This is a genomic window from Cellulomonas humilata (assembly GCF_030814415.1).
GTDB lineage: Bacteria > Actinomycetota > Actinomycetes > Actinomycetales > Cellulomonadaceae > Cellulomonas > Cellulomonas humilata_A.
Window position 1 is genome coordinate 793182 of the sequence record NZ_JAUSVB010000001.1, and the last position, 17005, is coordinate 810186.

Sequence of the window (17005 nt, forward strand, 5' to 3'; positions counted from 1 at the left end):
GCTCAGCTCGGTCCGCGACGCACCTGATAGCGCAGGTGGAGCACCCGGTCACCCTGGATCACCGCGTCGGGATCCTCCAGCAGGTGCTGCGCGTCGACCGACCCGAAGAAGCGCTTACCGGACCCGAGCACCACGGGTACGACGTCCATGCGCACCTCGTCGACCAGGCCCGCGGCAAGCATCTGGCCACCGACGTCACCAGCGGCGACCTCGACGACGCGGTCGCCCGCAAGCTCCTGCGCCGTGGCCATGGCCGCCTCGACGCCGTCGACGAAGTGGAACGGCGCCGCGGGGTCCCAGCCCTCGGGCGCAGGCCGGTGCGTCACGACGACCACGTGGTCGATCCCGCCCGGAGGCTTCCCGTCCCAGCCGTCCGTCAGGTCGAAGACGTGGCGGCCGACGACGGTCACTCCGATCTGGTCCCAGTACGGCCGGGTGTAGTCGTAGGACGTCTGCGACACCGTCACCTCGCCGCTCTCGTCCAGCGGGACGTCACCGTTGGACAACCAGTCGAAGAGCGGTCCGGGCCAGTCGTGCTCGTCCGCGACGAAGCCGTCCACCGACACCGAGCTGTACATGACCACCGTGCCCACCGGGTCTCCTCTGCTTCGGGGTGGGGTCGGGATCAGCCCTGAGCACCGGCCATGGACGGCGCGGAGCTCGTGCCACGGGCCGCTCGGTCGAACCGCTCAGGTGCCGCCGAGCGCGAGCGATCGACGCTCGCGAGGTCCTGGCACGTGAGGACCGCGTCGGTGAGCATCACGACGAGCGCGTCGTCAGCGTCCGACGACGCGGAGACGCTCGTGAACGCGGCGTCGACGATCCCGCGCGTCAGGCCGCGGACGTGCCGGGGCGGGCCCATCGCCCGCGTGAAGTCCTCGGCCCACGCGGCGGCGGTCGGGACGGTCGCGAGCGCGTCGGCGGTCGTCGTGCGCAGCTCGGCCGGAGTGCGACCGTCGGTCGGCGCGAGCAGCCGGTCGAGCGTCAGCAGGGCGACTGCGAGCTCGCGCGCGTCCTGCGCCCCCGCCCGCCGGAGGCCGTGCCGCACGGTGACCGCGGCGATCTCCAGCGACCACGACCGGTCGTCGCTCCGAGCAACGGTGAGCATCGGGAGCAGGTGCATGAGCGCACCCCGGGACGCGTCGCTCACGCGGTCGTTGACCGAGCGAGCGAGGTGGGCCAGCAGGGGGTGGGTGCACGCGGGGTGGTCGCTCCATGGCTCGCCGGCGAGCAGGCTCGCCCACTCCATCAGGCAGCCCCCGTCGCGGGGGTCCCGATGATGCCCGACGGCAAGCACCGGGAGAGCGTCGGGGAACGTGGAGTCGTCGCGCATGTCGAGCACCTCCGACCGGAAGAGTCCGACCAGTGTCCGTCGGCCGGGCGCCCGCGGCAAGAGTGGGAGCGCGCAGTCAGCTCGCCTCGGACCGACCCGCGCGCCAGTACCCCATGAACGCGACGGCCTTGCGGTCCACGCCGCACTCGGCGACCAGGTGCCGCCGCAGGGTCTTGATGACCGCGGCCTCCCCGGCGAGCCAGGCGTAGAGGGCGGCGTCGACGCGCAGGGGGGCGCCGGTCTCGTCGACGGGCACCTCCCACAGCATGCCCTCGTCGACGTCCACGTCCTCCAGCTCGACGTCGGGCGCGGGCGCCTGACCGGGCAGCAGCCGCGCGCACGCGGCCTGCACGGCGGGGACGAGCAGCTCGCCATGGGCGCGGCCGTCGCGGCCGTACCAGCGGACGGTCACCCCGGCCGGGGCGGCGAGCGGGAGGCGGTCGCCGGACAGCGGCATCTCGATCAGCGCCTCACCGCGCGCGTCCGCCGGCAGTCGCTCGAGGATCCCGGCGATGGCCGGCAGGGCGGTCTCGTCGCCCGCAATGAGCAGGCGGTCGGTGTGTGCCGGGGGCACGAAGTCGACGCCGCCGTGCGGGCCGGTCGCGTCGGCGTTGGGGCCGAGGATCACCAGGTCGTCGCCGGGCGCTGCGCCGAGGGCCCAGCGGGAGGCGGGGCCGAGGTCGCCGTGCAGGACGATGTCGACGTCGACCTCGCGGCGCTCCTGGCGGACCCCGCGGGCGGTGTAGGTGCGGATGGGGTGTCGCTTCTCGTCGGGCATCGCGCGCCAGCGGCCGTACCAGTCGGCGCTGTCCGCCAGGCTCAGCAGCTCGTCGTACGGCACGGTGTCCAGCGGCAGGAAGAACTTGATGCGCTGGTCGAACCCGTTGTCCGCGAAGCGGTCCAGGTCGTCGCCCGTGAACGTCACGCGGACCACGCTCGGGCACATCGGCTGCACCGCGGCCACCTGCACGGCGAACATGCGGAAGGGCAGCGCCGGGGCCTCTACCGAAACAGTCACGTCGCCCAGGGTAGAGGAAGGTGAGGCTTCCCTCACCACGGTGTTCGTCACAGTGCGCTCCTCCGGGTCCGCCACAGCAGGTAGATGAAGTAGGGGGTGCCGATCATGGCCGTGAGCAGACCGGCCGGGATCTGGGCCGGGGCGATGACCGTGCGGCCCAAGGTGTCCGCGACGCTGACCAGCAGCGCGCCGAGCAGGGCCGCGACCGGGATGACCCGCGCGTGCGACGACCCGACGAGCGAGCGGGCCAGGTGCGGCGCGACGAGGCCGACGAACCCGACGACGCCGATCGCAGTGACCGCCGCGGCGGTGAGCAGGGCCGTGACGACGAGCAGACCCAGCCGGGTCCGCTCCAGCTGGACGCCGAGCACGCGGGCGACGTCGTCGTCGACGGCGAGGACGTCCAGGTCCCGACGCCAGCGGACCACGAGCGGGACCATCACGAGCAGCGCGACCGCCACGGGCCACACCTGCACGGCGGTCCGCCCGTAGGTCGAGCCCGACAGCCACGTGAGCGCCATCGTCGTGTTCCACGGGCTGGTCAGGACGACGATCAGCGTGATCAGCGACGTCGCGGCCGCCGAGACGCCGATGCCGACGAGCACCAGCCGGTCGGAGCTCAGCCCGCGCCGGTTGGCCAGCGCGTAGACCAGCGCGAACGTGCTCAGGGCACCGACGGCCGCGGCGGCCGACACCACCCAGAAGCTCGCACCGGGGAAGAGCACGATCGCGAGCACCGCGCCGACGCCGGCACCGCCGGTGATGCCGAGCAGGCTCGGCTCGGCGAGCGGGTTGCGCGCGACGGCCTGGACCGTGGTGCCGGCGAGGCCGAGCGCGGCGCCGGCCAGGAGCGCGGCGAGCACGCGCGGGGTGCGCTGGTCCAGCACGAACGACACCTGCCGGCCGCTGACGCCCGCGAACCAGTTGGCCACGTCACCCATGAGCAGCACGCGGTCGCCGAGCAGGAAGCCGGCGACCACGGCCGCGACGACGGCCGCGACCAGGACGGTGACGACGACGGCGACCCGGACGCGCGAGGCGGGGTGGGCGCCGACCGACGCGGTGCTGCGCGTCGGTCCGGAGTCGCGCAGGCGGCGAGCCAGCCAGACCATCACCGACGCGCCGAACAACGTGGTGACGATGCCGGTCGGGACCGCGACGGAGGCGACCCCGGGGACGGCCAGCCGCAGCAGGACGTCGGCACCGAGCACGACGACGCACCCGGCCAGCGCGGCCAGCGGGAGGAGCAGCCGGTGCCGCGCCATGCCGGGCACGCGTCCCGCGACCAGCCGCGCGATGACCGGCGCGGTCAGCCCGACGAACCCGATGGGACCGGCGACGGTGACCGCGAGCGCCGCCAGGAGCACGGCGAGCAGCACGGAGACGATGCGGGTGCGACGGACGTCGAGCCCGAGGACGGACGCGGTGTCGTCGCCGAGTGCGAGCACGTCCAGGCGGCGCGCCCAGAGCACGAGGACGATCCCGGCGAGCAGCACCACGGGCGCCGCCTGGGCCACCTTGGAGGTGCCGGACTGCACGATCGAGCCCTCGCCCCACGCGAACATCCCCATGGTCTCCTGCTCGAACAGGAGCATGAGGAGGATGGTCAGCGACGACAGCGCGAGCATCGTCGCCGACCCCGCGAGCACCAGCCGGGTGGGTCCCTCGGCACCCCCGCGGGCGATCGCCAGCACCAGCGCGGCGGCCGCGAGCCCGCCGACGAACGCGAGCGCACCGTTGACCGCGAACGGGAGCGTGAGCCCGGTGACCGCCGCCAGCACGACGGTGAAGTAGGCACCGGCGTTGACGGCGAGGGTGTCGGGCGAGGCCAGCGGGTTGCGCGCGACCGACTGCAGGGCGCTGCCGGACAGGCCCAGCGCGGTGCCGACGAGCAGCGCGGCGAGCACCCGGGGAGCGCGCGACGCGACGAGCACCGCGAGGGCCTCGTCGTCCCCCGAGCCCGTGAGCAGCCCGAGCAGGTCCCCGACGCCGACGGCCGAGGTGCCGAGCGTGAGGTCGACGACCGCCAGAACGACCACCGCGACGATCGCGACGACGAACACCGCGACGATCGCGCCCGGTCGGGCGCGGCGGACGGCGGCAGGACCCGCGGCGCCGAGCGCTGCGGGTCCTGCCTCTGCGATCACGCTCATGCTGCGCGTCAGGCCGTCAGGGCCGCGACGGTCGCGTCGATGAACGCGGCAGCGGACTCCGGTCCGCCGAACATCCAGATGCCGTCGGGCAGACGGGTGGTCTGGCCCGCGACGACGAAGGGCAGCTGCTCCCAGATCGCGTTGCCGGCGAGGCCGTCCTTGAACGCGTCGCCGCCGTCGGTGTCGTTGCCGACGTAGAGGAAGTGCACGTCCCCGCCGAGACCGGTCAGGCCCTCGACGTCGGTCTGCGCGAGGCCGTAGTCGGGGTCGCCCTCGCCGGTCCAGGCGTTCTCGAGTCCGAGCTCGCCGGCGACGCCGCCGAGGAACGAGCCGGGCGTGTACATGCGGATGGAGACGGCGCCGTCGGAGAGCCACCCGTCGGCCATCGTGTACGAGGCACCGGCCAGACCGGCCTCGTCGAGCTGGGTCTTGGCGTCGGCGACCTTGGCGTCGAAGTCCGCGAGCGCGGCCTCGGCGGCGTCGGACGTGCCGGTCGCCTCGCCGAGGATCTGCAGGGTGCGCTCCATCTTGCCGATCGGGTCGGACGCGTCCGAGCCGCGCAGGGCGATGACCGGGTACTCGGCCTCGATCTGCTCGATGACCTCGGCCGGCAGGTCGGTCGTGGTGACCACCAGGTCGGGCTCGAGGGCGGAGATGGCGTCCAGCGACGGCTCGCCGCGCATGCCGACGTCGGGCGTCGACTCGTCGAGCGGCACGACCGTGTCCCACGTGTTGTAGCCCGCGACGTCGGCGGCGCCGACCGGCGTGACACCGAGCGTGAGCAGGTTCTCCGTCAGGCCCCACTCGAGCGAGACGACGTTGACGGCCGGGCCGTCGAGCTCGACGGTGCCGCGGTCGTCCTCGATCGTGATCGTCTCGCCGGCGGCGGCGCTCGATGCGGACGGCGCATCCGCTGCGTCTTCGGTGGTGCCGCAGGCCGTCAGCAGGAGCGCTGCTCCGGCGAGCAGGGCGGGAAGGGCTGTCTTGCGCACAGGGGTGTCCTCTGAGTTGGTGAGCGGGGGCTCTAGACGGCGGTGAGGTGGGAGCGGTGCGTGTGCTTGCCGACGGGCCGGGTGTGGACCCGGCCCGTGGTCTCGTCGCGCTGGACGTCGATGCGGATGCCGTACGTCTCGGTGAGCGCGTCGGCGGTGAGCACCTCGTGCGGGCGGCCGGAGCCGACGACCTCGCCGCGGCGCAGCAGCACCACGTGGTCGGCGACGGCGGCGGCCTGGTCGAGGTCGTGCAGGACGACGCCGACGGCCACGCCGTGGTCGTCGGCCAGGTCGCGCACCAGGTCGAGGATCTCCACCTGGTAGCGCAGGTCGAGGTACGTGGTGGGCTCGTCGAGCAGCAGGACGCGGGTGTCCTGCGCGAGGCAGGTGGCCAGCCAGACGCGCTGCAGCTCGCCACCGGAGAGCTCGTCGACGCCACGCTCGGCCATCGACCCGACGCCCGTGACCTCCATGGCCCAGGCGATCGCGCGCGGGCCGTCGGCATCGTTCTGGCGCCAGCGACCGCGGTACGGGTGGCGGCCGTAGCCGACGACGTCCCGGACGCTGACCCCCGACGGGGTCGGGCGCGACTGGGACAGCAGCGTCACGCGCCGGGCGAAGTCCTTCGCGGACAGCGCGTGGGCGTCGGGGACGTCGGGCAGGCTGACCGTGCCCGACTCGGGGCTGTGCAGCCGGGCGAGCGCACGCAGGAGGGTGGACTTGCCGGAGCCGTTGGGGCCGATCAGCGCGGTGACCTGGCCGGGCTGGAGGCGCAGGTCGGCCGACGTCACGACGACCGTGCCGTGGTACGCCAACGTGAGGTCGTCACCGCGGAGGGCGTCGCGCTCGGAGGAGGTCACGGGCTGAGGTTAGCCTCAACTAAGTAAGGGTTGCCAACCCTTGTTCAGATGACGAACATCACACCGTGGCGCCGAACGCCAGCCCGAGCAGGTACGTCGCACCGGCGGCGCCGTAGCCGATGGCCAGCTGCCGCAGCGCGCGCTTCGCGGGCGACGCCCCCGACAGCACCCCGACGGTCGCGCCCGTGGCCAGCAGCGCGAGTCCCACCAGCACGGATGCCCACACCACCGCGGTGAGCCCGTCCGCGCCGAGCAGGTACGGAAGCACGGGGATCGCCGCCCCCGACGCGAAGAAGCAGAAGCTCGCCGCCGCGGCGCCGACGGCGGTGCCGACGGACTCGTGCTCGTCCACGGCCTCGGACTCCGGCGGCAGCGCGTCGATGGTGTCCAGCGACCCCAGGACCTCGTCGGCCCGCGCCTGCGCCTCGTCCGGCTCCATCCCGCGCGCCCGGTAGACCAGCGCCAGCTCGTTGGCGTCGACGTCCAGGTGCGGCAGGGCCGCCCGCGCGGCCTGACCCGGCCGGGACGCCTCGAGCAGCTCGCGCTGGGACCGCACCGACACGTACTCCCCCGCACCCATCGACAGCGCCCCGGCCAGCAGACCGGCCAGGCCTGTGAGCAGCACGGTCGACGTCGACGCACCGCTGGCCCCGATGCCGAGCACGAGCGCCAGGTTGCTGACCAGGCCGTCGTTGGCGCCGAACACCGCCGCGCGGAACGTGCCCGAGATCCGGTTGCGACCCCGCGTGGCGAGGCCACGGACGACCTCTTCGTGGATGGCCTCGTCGGCGGCCATCGTCGGCGTCGCGTCGGCGTCGTCGTCGTACCCCGACCGTGCCTCCGCGCGCTGCGCGAGCGCCAGGACGAACACCGAACCGAACCGGCGGGCCAGCACCCCGAGGATGCGCGTGCGCAGGTCACCGCGGCGCGGCTTGCCGACGTCGTCGCCCAGCAGGTCCAGCCAGTGCTGCTCGTGCCGGCGCTCCGCCTCCGCCAGCGCCAGCAGGATCTCGCGCTCCTCGCCGGTGCGCCGGGACGCGATGTCGCGGTAGACGGCCGCCTCCGCGCGCTCGTCGGCCAGGTACTGCCGCCACCGCCGGACCTGGTTGCTCGACGGGGTCGGACGTGCGGTCGGTGTGGTCTGCACGCCTCATGATCCCAGCCGGCAGGGGGGAAACTGACTTCAGAGCGGTGTTCAGGTTGCCGAATCATCAGATGTGCATGACCGTGGCTGGGGTCGACGGAGTTCCGTCTTCGTTCCCGTCCCACTCTCCGGAAGGCTGCCGATGTATGCCGAGACGGCCGTGTCGCCCTCGCTCTCCGCGATCGCGCCCGCCCGGCACTGGGCCCGGGACAGACTCTCCGAGGTCGGGATCGACGACGGCCGCCTCGACCTGCTGGTCCTGCTCGTCAGCGAGCTGGTCACCAACGCGGTCGCGCACGCCGACCCGCCCGTCGTCCTGCGGGTGCACGTCGACGAGGAGCGGACGCGCGTCGAGGTCACCGACGGCGTCCGCGACGTACCGGTCGTGCGCAACCCTCCCCCGACCGCCCTCGGCGGACGCGGCGTGATGTTCGTGGACCGGCTGGCCAGCAGCTGGGGCACCTCCGAGGAGGACGGCGCGGCAGCCAAGGCCGTCTGGTTCGAGCTCCGTCACGACGACGTCACCGAGCTCGGGCACTTCACGACCGAGCGCTGACGCTCGGCTGCCTGGCCCGCGTCGACACCTCCGACCAGAGCGGCCCGAACACCAGCCAGCCGACGAGCACCAGCGTCGCCCGGCCCGCCCAGAAGGCGAGCACCTCCCGCTGATCGGGCTCGGTCGCGATGAGCATCAGCACCCCGAGCACCCCGCACGACACCAGCCACGCGACCACCACCCGCCACCACAACCGCCACTCGTAGCTGCGCGCCGGGGCGCCCTCACGCGGCCGCGGCTCCGGTGCGGGCCCACCGGCGAACCGGAAGGCCACCCACGCGTCGACCTTGTGCACCGTCAGCTTGCCGAACCCGACCGTGAAGCCCAGGTAGAGGGCCGCCAGGCCGTGCGTCCACGTCGGCTCGGCGCCGCGCAGCAGGTCACCGACCGTCGCGACGAGCAGGACGACCTCCAGCAACGGCTCGCAGAGCAGCAGCACCGTGGACGTCCGGCGCCAGTGCAAGGCGTAGCGGGCGACGACGGCGGCGGCGAGGAACACCCAGAACGCGATCTCGCACGCGACGACGAGGGCGGCGACCGGGTTCTGCGCGATGGCGTCGATCATGCGACCACGATGTCCGCGCCCGTCGCCCCACCGCGTCCGGCATCGGGATCATGCCCGCGTACATCCTTCGGACGACGGCCCGGCCGCACCCGTGTGCTGGGATGGCCGGATGGGACGCCTGCGCGCGTGGATGCAGGACGACCGCGTGGTCGCGGGCGCGCTCGTCCTGCTCGGCGTCGTGCTCGCGGCGATCGGCCTGGCCGGCCGCCCTCCGCGCGCGCTGGCCGGCACCCTGGTCAGCCAGTACGCCGTCTGGTGGCACCTGCTGATCCTCGTGTGCGCAGCCACCACGCTCCTGGCCAAGCGGCGGCACCCCGTCGCGACGCTCGTCGTGATCGCGGCGCTCGCAGCCCTCGACGGGTACCTCGGTGGCGGGATCGTCATCTTCGTCGTCCTGTTCGACGCCCTCTACACCGCGGCGCTGCTGACCTCCCCGGTCGTGCGGCGGCGGATCGTCTGGGTGGTCGCCGTGGTGAGCGTCGGCGGCCCGGTGCTGATGCTCGCCACCGGGAGCGAGCCGCGCGCCGCCGTCGTGACCTTCCTGCAGGCGGTCGCGATCTACGGGACACCGCTGTGGTGGGCGTCCGACGTACGGCAGCGCACAGAGCTGGCCGAGCTGGAGCGTGAGCGCGCCGACCTGGCCCAGGCGGTCGCGGCCGACGCGATCCGGATCGCCGAGCTGGACCGCGAGTCGGCCGTGCGGGAGGAGCGCGCGCGCATGGCCCGGGACCTGCACGACGTCGTCGCCGGGCACCTGTCGGCCGTCGCGATCCACACCGAGGCCACGCTGGCGTCGACGGACACCTCCCGGGACCGGGACACCCTGCGGACCGTCCGCGCCGGCGCCCTCGAGGCCCTGGCGGAGATGCGGTCGATGATCCTGGTGCTGCGCGGACGACCCGACCCGGTCACCGCTCCCGCCGGCCTCGCCCGGCTCGACGCGCTCGTCGCCGCCGCGCGGTCGGCCGGACAGGAGGTCGTCGTCGTCGGCGCGCCGCCGTCACCCCTCCCGGCCGCGACGGACCAGGCGGCGTTCCGGATCGTGCAGGAGTCCCTCACCAACGCCGCACGGCACGCACCCGGGACACCCGTCGAGGTCTCCGTGAGCGGGCGGGACGGCGTGGAGGTCGTCGTGACGAACGCTCTCGGCCGCCCCGCAGAGCCGCCCCTGAGCACCGCGACAGGGCTGCTGACCATGCGCGAGCGGGCCGAGGCGCTCGGGGGCACCCTCGTCGCGGGTCCGTCCGACGGTCGGTGGGTCGTGCGCGCCTCTCTGCCACGGGTCGCGCCATGACCGACGACGTCCGCGTGCTCGTGGCCGACGACCATGGCGCGATCCGCGCAGGGCTTCGCCTGATGCTCGACGGCGCCGACGGGATCACCGTCGTCGGTGAGGCTGCCGACGGAGCCGCCGCCGTCGCGAACGCCCGCGCCCTACGGCCCGACGTGGTGCTCATGGACATCCGGATGCCCGGCATGGACGGCATCGAGGCCACCCGCGCGATCGTCGCGGAAGGGCTCGCCGACGTCCTCGCGCTGACGACGTTCGACCTCGACGAGTATGTCCGCGGGGTGCTCGCCGCCGGCGCCGTCGGCTTCCTGCTGAAGACCGTCGGGGCGGCCGAGCTGGTCGACGCCGTTCGTCGCGTCGCCGCCGGGGACGGCGTCCTCGCCCCCGAGGTGACCCGTCGGCTGCTGGCCGACCTCGTCGCCGCGCAGGCCCCGACGCCGCGGCCCACGCACGGAGTCGACGACCTCACCGTCCGCGAGCGCGACGTCCTCGCGTGCCTCGGCGCGGGGATGTCGAACGCCGCGATCAGTCGAGCGCTCGACATCACCGAGGCCACCACGAAGACGCACGTCACGCGCGTGCTCGCCAAGCTCGACTGCACGTCGCGCCTGCAGGCGGCGCTGGTCGCCGTGGAGGCGGGCGTGGTGTGGCGCTGAGCGAGATACCGCGGACGCAGTACGTGCAGATGACTGCATCTGCACGATGTGGAACACGGGTCCCGACGAGCACTGTGGGTGTGTCGGAACCAGCCGGGTGACGACGAGCGACGGGCCCCCACGCGCCCGCACCCCACCGCAGGAGCATCACCATGAGCGCCGCCCTGGCCACCGCGCCGACCTCACCGAGCACGACGAGCGCGACCCCGGACTACCCCTTCTACAACGGCCTGCCGTCACGCATCAGCGGCGCAGGCTGGGCGACGATCCTCGCCGCCGTGGCGGTCGGCGGTGCGGCGGACATGTTCCTGCCCGTCGGCGGTCCCGCGTGGTTCTCGACGCTGGTGCACGGACTGATCTTCGTGGCGATCCCGCTCGTGGCGTTCGTGCTGGTCGCCCGGCCCGACTGGCGGGTGCTCTTCCGCGGCGTCGGCCGTCGGGAGGTCAAGCTGTGGTTCGGCTTCGCGGCACTCAACGTCGTGATCACCTCGGTCGTCGGCGTCGCGCTCTCCCAGGTGCTCGACATGCAGGCCAACCCGATGGCCGGCGCGCTCGCGGACCTCAGCGGCGGCGACCAGGTCGCGACGTTCCTGGCGATGGTCCCGCAGCTGTTCGGCGAGGAGCTCTTCACCATCCTCATCCTCCTGGCGACCCTGACCCTGCTCTTCCGGGTCGTCCGGCTGCCGCGCCGGGCCGCGGTGGTCGGCGCGTGGCTCGTCGCGACCCTCGTGTTCGCCGCGATCCACCTGCCCACCTACGGCGGCAACATCCTGCAGTGCCTCGCGGTGATCGGGGTGGCGCGGGTCGTCCTGCTCGTCCCGTTCCTCCTGACGAAGAACATCTGGGCGTCGACCGGTGCGCACGTCCTCAACGACTGGACGCTGTTCGGGATCGGGCTGGTGACCGCGGGCGCGGTGGCCTGACCGTCGCACGACCGCGGTGGCCGCCCGGACCGGGTGGCCACCGCGTCGTCAGTCGTCCCACGGAGCCGTCTCGTCGAGCTTCGCGTAGTACTTCGCCAGGTGGCTCTTGATGCGGTCGCGGTCCTTGTCGGGAACGTCGACACCGCCGCGGGAGCCCTGCATGACGGCCGCTGCCGCGAAGACCCCTCGCGGCACGGCCTTGAGACGTCCGTCGATGACGTCAGCGATCAGCAGCTTGTACGCGGTGAAGTTCTCCTTGGCGTCGGCGTCGTACCAGACGTGCGCGTCGCGGTACTTCTCGTTGGGCTCGTCCTCGGCCTTGGCCCAGGCGCGGACGCGCTTCTCGGCGGCGTCGCCGTCCCAGGCCCGGTCGCGGTCGGCCAGGGGGAGGTCGCCGAATGCGGTGACTGCCATGTGCGGATTCCTCTCAGTGGGTGGGTGCTGCGGTGCGGAGCTTGTCGAGGAGCGGTCCGGCGGCCGTCGACAGGAACTCGTCCTGCCGCTCGTCGCCGATCTGCACGATCGCGATGTCGGTGAACCCGGCCTCCCAGTACGCGGAGACCGCTTCGACGACGGCGTCCAGGTCCGGGCCGCACGGGATCTGCTCGGCGACGTCGGACGGTCGGACGAACTGGCTCGCGGCGTCGAACGCCTCCGTGGTGGGCAGGTCGGCGTTCACCTTCCAGCCGCCGGCGAACCAGCGGAACTGCTCGTGCGCGCGCTCGACGGCCTTCTCCCGGTCCGGGTCCCAGCTGATCGGGACCTGCCCGATCTTCCGCGACTCCGGCAGGGCGTGGCCGCGGGCGTCGTCCCAGGCGTGGATCGCGTCGGCGTCCGGCTCGACGGCGACCAGATGGTCGACGAGCTGCGCGAACCGCTCGATCGAGTCCGGCCCCGAGACGGCCGCACCGAGCTCGATGGGCTCGTCGGGGAGGTCCCAGATCTTCGCGGAGTCCACCTGGAAGAAGTCACCGGCGAAGTTCACGCGGTCACCGGTGAGGAGCTCGCGGATGATCTCGACGGCCTCCTCGAGCATGTCGTGGCGTTCGCCCACCGCGGGCCAGCGCTCACCGACCACGTGCTCGTTGAGGTTCTCCCCGGCACCGACGTTGAGCTGGAACCGACCGTCGGAGAGCACCCCGAGCGTCGCGGCCTTCTGCGCGACGACGGCTGGGTGGTACCGGAGGGTCGGGCAGGTCACGTAGGTCATGAGCTCCACGCGCTCGGTCGCCTGGGCGACAGCGCCCAGCAGCGTCCATGCGTGTGGAGCATGACCCTGCGCGTCGAGCCAGGGGAAGTAGTGGTCGCTGCACACCTCGAAGTCGAAGCCGAGGCGTTCAGCGGCGATGGAGTAGCGGACCAGGTCCTTCGGTCCGGACTGCTCGGTCATGAGCGTGTAGCCGAAACGTGTCACCGACCGACGGTCGCACCGCGCTCGCCACGCCGCATCCGCTACGCGTCCGCCCACGCCTCCCGTGCCGTGCGGACCGGCTCGCCCGTGCGGCCCGCCTCTTCGATGGCCAGCCCCAGGAGGTGGTCCTGGCAGCCGTCGGCCAGCGGGTACGGGGGCGGTCCGTCGCCGCGTACCCAGGATCCCGTCGCGTCGAGCAGGGCGGCGACCGCGATGTCGTCGTCGGCCAGCCGGGCACCCTGGAACGCGTTCCGGTAGAGGACGCGGCCGTCGAGGCTGAGGTGCTCCAGGTCGAAACCGTCGAGGTTCTGCTCGAGGCCGGTCACCCGCCGGACGATCGGTGAGCTGACCACCGTGCGCTCGTCGACCCAGCGCGTCACGGTGTCGTCGACGATCTCCCCGTGCGATCCGCGGACGACGATCCGGTTGGTGCGCAGCGGGTTGTGCCACTGGTTGTCGGTGAAGTCGTACAGCGCACTGCGGCCGTCGCCGAAGTCGAGCGTCGCGAGGATGTTCCACGCGTCGACGGGCTCGCTGGCGCCGGTCCAACCGTCGCGACCGAGCGGGCTGAGCAGTGGTGCGGTGACGGTCGTCGCCCGCACGACGACCTCTCCGCGGCCGGCACCCAGCAGCCGTCGGATCAGCCCGACCGCGTGGTACAGATGCGTGGAACTGATCTGTACGCTCGTCGGCGTCCCGATCAGGCCGGCGTCGACGACGGCGATCCGCGCGGCGTGCGACGGCATCGACGGGCTGTGCTCGGCCACCTGGACCAGGCCCGACGAGCCGACGTCCGCCCACAGCTCGCGCAGCCCGTCCGCGTCGGGCGCGGGTGGCGTCTCCGCGAGTACCGGGATGCCGAGCTCGACCAGCTCTCGGGTGGCGTCCGGGGTCACCGGCCACGGCACGGAGACGACGACGAACTCAGGACGGTCCGTCGTCGGGCCGACGGCGGTGACGAGCTCCTCGATGGTGCGCACCGTCGGAACGCCCCACGCCTGCTCGACCTCGACGCCACGCTCCGCCGACCGCGTGACCACGCCGACGCACTGGAACCGCTCCGGCATCAGCCGCGCCATGCGGACGAAGAACTCCGCCCGCCACCCGCTGCCGACCACACCGAACCGGATGGGTGCCTGCGCCATCGGGAAACCGTCCTCGCCGTCGAGTGCCACGAACCGAGCGAGCGTATCCCTGTCAGTCCGCCGTGACCTCCGTGACCTGGCCGTCCTCCACGTGCCAGCGGCGGGTCAGGCGGACGGTCTCCAGCATCCGGCGGTCGTGCGTGACCAGCAGGATCGTGCCGTCGAAGCTGTCGAGCGCCGACTCCAGCTGCTCGATCGCGGGCAGGTCGAGGTGGTTCGTCGGCTCGTCGAGGACGAGCAGGTTCACGCCGCGGGCCTGCAGGAGCGCGAGGGCCGCGCGGGTGCGCTCGCCGGGCGACTGCGACGACGCCGGCCGGTGGATGTGGTGGCCGCCGAGACCGAACTTGGCCAGCAGCGTGCGGACGTCGGCCGTCGGCCAGTCGGGGACCTCGCGGGAGAACGCGTCGACCAGCGGCTCGTCGCCCTCGAACGCCCGGCGTGCCTGGTCGACCTCGCCGACGAGCACGCCCGAACCGAGGTCGACGGCGCCGGACGTCGGCTCGAGCCGACCCAGGAGCAGACCGAGGAGCGTCGACTTGCCGGCGCCGTTCGGGCCGGTCACGGCCACGCGATCGCGCCAGTCGAGCTGGAGGTCCACCGGGCCGAGCGTGAACTCGCCACGGGTCAGCACCGCGTGCCGCGCGACCGCGACGACAGCACCGGACCGGCCCGCGGTCGCGATGGTCATCTGCAGCTGCCACTCCTTGCGCGGCTCGTCGACCACGTCGAGCCGCTCGATCATCTTCTCGGTCTGCCGCGCCTTGGCCGCCTGCTTCTCCGACGTCTGCCCGCGGAAGTTCTTGATGTGCTTGTCGTTGTCGGGCGCCTTGCGACGCGCGTTCCGGACGCCCTTCTCCATCCACGCCCGCTGCATGCGCGCACGCGCGTTGAGCGCGTCGCGCCGGGCGGCGTACCCCTCGTAGGCCTCGCGGGCCTGGCGACGCGCGATCGAGCGCTCGTCGAGGTAGGAGTCGTAGCTGCCGCCGTAGGTGGTGACGCGCTGCAGGCTGCGGTCGATCTCGACGACGGCCGTCACGGTGCGGCTGAGGAACTCGCGGTCGTGGCTGACGACGACGATCGCGGCCTCCGAGCGGTCGACGAACTCCTCCAGCAGGTCCAGGCCGGCTGCGTCGAGGTCGTTGGTCGGCTCGTCGAGCAGGTAGAGGTCGTAGCGCGAGAGGAGCAGCGCCGCCAGGCCGACCCGGGCAGCCTGGCCGCCGGACAGCGCGGTCATCGGGTGGTCGAGGTCGACGGTCAGCCCGAGGTCGTCGGCCACCGAGCCGAGGCGCGCCTCGAGGTCGGCGCCTCCGAGCGCGAGCCAGCGTTCGAGCGCCTCGGCGTAGACGTCGTCGGCCCCCTCCTCGCCCGCGCCGAACGCGTCGGCCGCCTGGTCGAGGGCGTTCTGCGCGGGTGTCACGCCGGTCCGCCGCCCGAGGTGGTCGCGCACGGACTCCCCGTCGAGCCGCTCGATCTCCTGCGCCAGGTACCCCAGCTGCGCGTGCGCCGGCGACACCGCGATGCTGCCGCTGTCGGCCTGACGTCGACCGCCGAGGATCTGCAGCAGCGTGGACTTTCCGGCGCCGTTGGGGCCGACGAGGCCGATGACGTCGCCGGGCGCGACGACGAGGTCGACACCGGAGAACAGCTCGCGATCGCCGAACCCGGCCCCCACGTTCTTGGCCTGGACGGTTGCGGTCATGCGGGCATTCTCCTTGCTCGGCGGAGATGTGAAGGTACGCGGGCCTGCCGTCGGAAAGCGCGCTCTTTCTCCGTCGGGAAGCGCTTCGACTAGACGCTTCGATGACCTGTGCGGGCACACGTGGCCCGGCTAGCGTCCCGAGCTGCACGAGATGCGCCACACCTTCGGCCTCGACGACTTCGACGACTGGACGCCCACCGGCCAGAGCTCCTTCATCATGAAGGCCGGCTCCGCCACCAGGATCACCGAGTTCGACAGCTGGATGCTGCGCGACTGGTGGCGGCACCTGAAGTCGCGCTACGGCTACTGACGGAGCGCCGCGCGGAGCCCGTCGACGAGCGGGGTGGTCGGCCGGCCGATGAGCGTGCGCAGGTCCGGGGTCGCGTCGGCCAGGTCGCCGCGGCGGATGTCGGCGTCGAGCGTCGCGACGAAGCCCGCGGTGCCCTCGTCGAGACCGGCGTCGACGAGGATCGCGCGGTGCTCGTCGGAAGAGACCTGCTTGGCGACGACGAGCACGCCCAGGACGGTCGACGCCGCCTCGGCGAGCTCGTCGGCGGACCAGGCGACATCGCCCGTGAGCTCGTAGACGCGCCCGTCGTGGTCGCCGCCCAGCAGCACCGCGGCAGCCCCGGCGGCGAAGTCGTCACGGGAGGCGCTGGCGACGCGACCGTCGCCGGTGCTCGTCAGGAGGACGCCGGTGGAGCGCGCCTGCTCGACGGCGCCGACGTAGTTCTCCGTGTACCAGTTGTTCCGCAGGATGGTCCACGCCAGCCCCGACGCCCGGAGCAGCTCCTCGGTGGCCTTGTGCTCCGGCGCGAGGACGAGCGCGGTCGTGTCGGCGTGCGGGGCGCTGGTGTAGACGACGCGGCGGACCCCGGCGGCCTTGGCGGCGTCGATGACCCTGCCGTGCTGCGCGACCCGCTGGCCCACGGCGGTGCCCGAGATGAGCAGGACCGTCTCCGCGCCCGCGAACGCCGCCTCGAGCGACGCCGGGTCGTCGTAGTCGATCGGGGCGGTGCGGACCCCGTCGGCGAACCCCTCGGGACGTCGGGCCGCTGCGACCACCTGGTCGGCGGGGAGTCCACCCGCGAGGAGGTGCTGGACGACGAGACGACCGAGCTGACCGGTGGCACCGGTGACGACGACGGACATGGTGGTTCCTCTCGAAGACGTTCGCTTGTCGTCCGGCCCAACCCCGGTTGTCCGCCGCACCTTCCCAGTCGTCGGTACCCACTTTCACTTAAGGTACGCACGTGACG

Annotated in this window: 18 protein-coding genes; 5 read left to right on the plus strand and 13 right to left on the minus strand. The window is 73.0% G+C overall.

Going from position 1 to position 17005, the window contains the following annotated elements; translation table 11 throughout:
• Positions 1–2: 2 nt before the first annotated feature.
• The 7 genes from J2X26_RS03575 to J2X26_RS03605 form a co-directional block, all read right to left on the minus strand.
• Entirely contained in the window at positions 3–593 is a 591-nt protein-coding gene (locus tag J2X26_RS03575; protein ID WP_307489869.1) for a dihydrofolate reductase family protein, read from the minus strand.
• A gap of 32 nt (positions 594–625) precedes the next feature.
• Entirely contained in the window at positions 626–1333 is a 708-nt protein-coding gene (locus J2X26_RS03580) for a hypothetical protein (RefSeq protein WP_307489871.1), read from the minus strand.
• Positions 1334–1409: 76 nt separating this feature from the next.
• Positions 1410–2312 carry a siderophore-interacting protein gene (locus J2X26_RS03585; RefSeq protein ID WP_307490700.1) on the minus strand — a complete coding sequence of 301 codons (903 nt, stop codon included), beginning with the start codon at positions 2310–2312 and terminating at the stop codon, positions 1410–1412.
• Between the two features lie 86 nt (positions 2313–2398).
• A complete protein-coding gene (locus J2X26_RS03590; protein WP_307489872.1) occupies positions 2399–4504 on the minus strand; it encodes an iron ABC transporter permease in 2106 nt (701 codons plus the stop codon).
• An 8-nt stretch (positions 4505–4512) separates the two neighbouring features.
• Positions 4513–5496, minus strand: coding sequence for an ABC transporter substrate-binding protein (locus J2X26_RS03595; protein ID WP_307489874.1), 984 nt, complete (start codon positions 5494–5496; stop codon positions 4513–4515).
• 32 nt (positions 5497–5528) lie between these two features.
• Positions 5529–6356: an ABC transporter ATP-binding protein gene (locus tag J2X26_RS03600; protein WP_307489876.1), complete on the minus strand. Its 828-nt coding sequence runs from the start codon at positions 6354–6356 to the stop codon at positions 5529–5531.
• 58 nt (positions 6357–6414) lie between these two features.
• Entirely contained in the window at positions 6415–7503 is a 1089-nt protein-coding gene (locus J2X26_RS03605; protein ID WP_307489877.1) for a VIT1/CCC1 transporter family protein, read from the minus strand.
• A gap of 139 nt (positions 7504–7642) precedes the next feature.
• Here J2X26_RS03605 and J2X26_RS03610 point away from each other — a divergent pair, with 139 nt between their 5' ends.
• Positions 7643–8056, plus strand: a complete 414-nt coding sequence (locus tag J2X26_RS03610; RefSeq protein ID WP_307489879.1) for an ATP-binding protein — start codon at positions 7643–7645, stop codon at positions 8054–8056.
• On the opposite strand, the gene J2X26_RS03615 is transcribed toward J2X26_RS03610, so the two are convergent.
• Positions 8040–8621, minus strand: coding sequence for a hypothetical protein (locus J2X26_RS03615; protein ID WP_307489881.1), 582 nt, complete (start codon positions 8619–8621; stop codon positions 8040–8042). The genes J2X26_RS03610 and J2X26_RS03615 overlap by 17 nt on opposite strands.
• A 109-nt stretch (positions 8622–8730) precedes the next feature.
• Between J2X26_RS03615 and J2X26_RS03620 the strand changes: the two genes are divergently transcribed.
• From J2X26_RS03620 to J2X26_RS03630, 3 genes are all read left to right on the plus strand, one after another.
• Entirely contained in the window at positions 8731–9915 is a 1185-nt protein-coding gene (locus tag J2X26_RS03620) for a sensor histidine kinase (protein WP_307489882.1), read from the plus strand.
• Positions 9912–10568, plus strand: a complete 657-nt coding sequence (locus tag J2X26_RS03625; protein ID WP_307489884.1) for a response regulator — start codon at positions 9912–9914, stop codon at positions 10566–10568. Before J2X26_RS03620 ends, J2X26_RS03625 begins: the two co-directional genes overlap by 4 nt.
• Positions 10569–10720: 152 nt before the next feature.
• The gene (locus J2X26_RS03630; protein ID WP_307489886.1) at positions 10721–11491 is read left to right on the plus strand and encodes a CPBP family intramembrane glutamic endopeptidase; all 771 of its coding nucleotides are present in this window, start codon (positions 10721–10723) and stop codon (positions 11489–11491) included.
• A gap of 48 nt (positions 11492–11539) precedes the next feature.
• Here J2X26_RS03630 and J2X26_RS03635 read toward each other — a convergent pair whose 3' ends face one another.
• From J2X26_RS03635 to J2X26_RS03650, 4 genes are read right to left on the minus strand one after another with little or no spacing between them, the layout of a single operon-like run.
• Entirely contained in the window at positions 11540–11905 is a 366-nt protein-coding gene (locus tag J2X26_RS03635; protein ID WP_307489888.1) for a hypothetical protein, read from the minus strand.
• Between the two features lie 13 nt (positions 11906–11918).
• Positions 11919–12905, minus strand: a complete 987-nt coding sequence (locus tag J2X26_RS03640) for a TIGR03557 family F420-dependent LLM class oxidoreductase (protein WP_307489890.1) — start codon at positions 12903–12905, stop codon at positions 11919–11921.
• A gap of 38 nt (positions 12906–12943) precedes the next feature.
• Positions 12944–14047, minus strand: a complete 1104-nt coding sequence (locus J2X26_RS03645; RefSeq protein ID WP_307489892.1) for a Gfo/Idh/MocA family protein — start codon at positions 14045–14047, stop codon at positions 12944–12946.
• Positions 14048–14099: 52 nt separating this feature from the next.
• Positions 14100–15746, minus strand: a complete 1647-nt coding sequence (locus J2X26_RS03650) for an ABC-F family ATP-binding cassette domain-containing protein (RefSeq protein WP_307489894.1) — start codon at positions 15744–15746, stop codon at positions 14100–14102.
• Between the two features lie 151 nt (positions 15747–15897).
• Here J2X26_RS03650 and J2X26_RS03655 point away from each other — a divergent pair, with 151 nt between their 5' ends.
• Positions 15898–16056: a hypothetical protein gene (locus J2X26_RS03655; protein WP_307489896.1), complete on the plus strand. Its 159-nt coding sequence runs from the start codon at positions 15898–15900 to the stop codon at positions 16054–16056.
• Here the strand turns inward: J2X26_RS03655 and J2X26_RS03660 are convergent.
• A complete protein-coding gene (locus tag J2X26_RS03660) occupies positions 16050–16898 on the minus strand; it encodes an SDR family oxidoreductase (RefSeq protein WP_307489898.1) in 849 nt (282 codons plus the stop codon). The genes J2X26_RS03655 and J2X26_RS03660 overlap by 7 nt on opposite strands.
• Positions 16899–17005 lie beyond the last annotated feature (107 nt).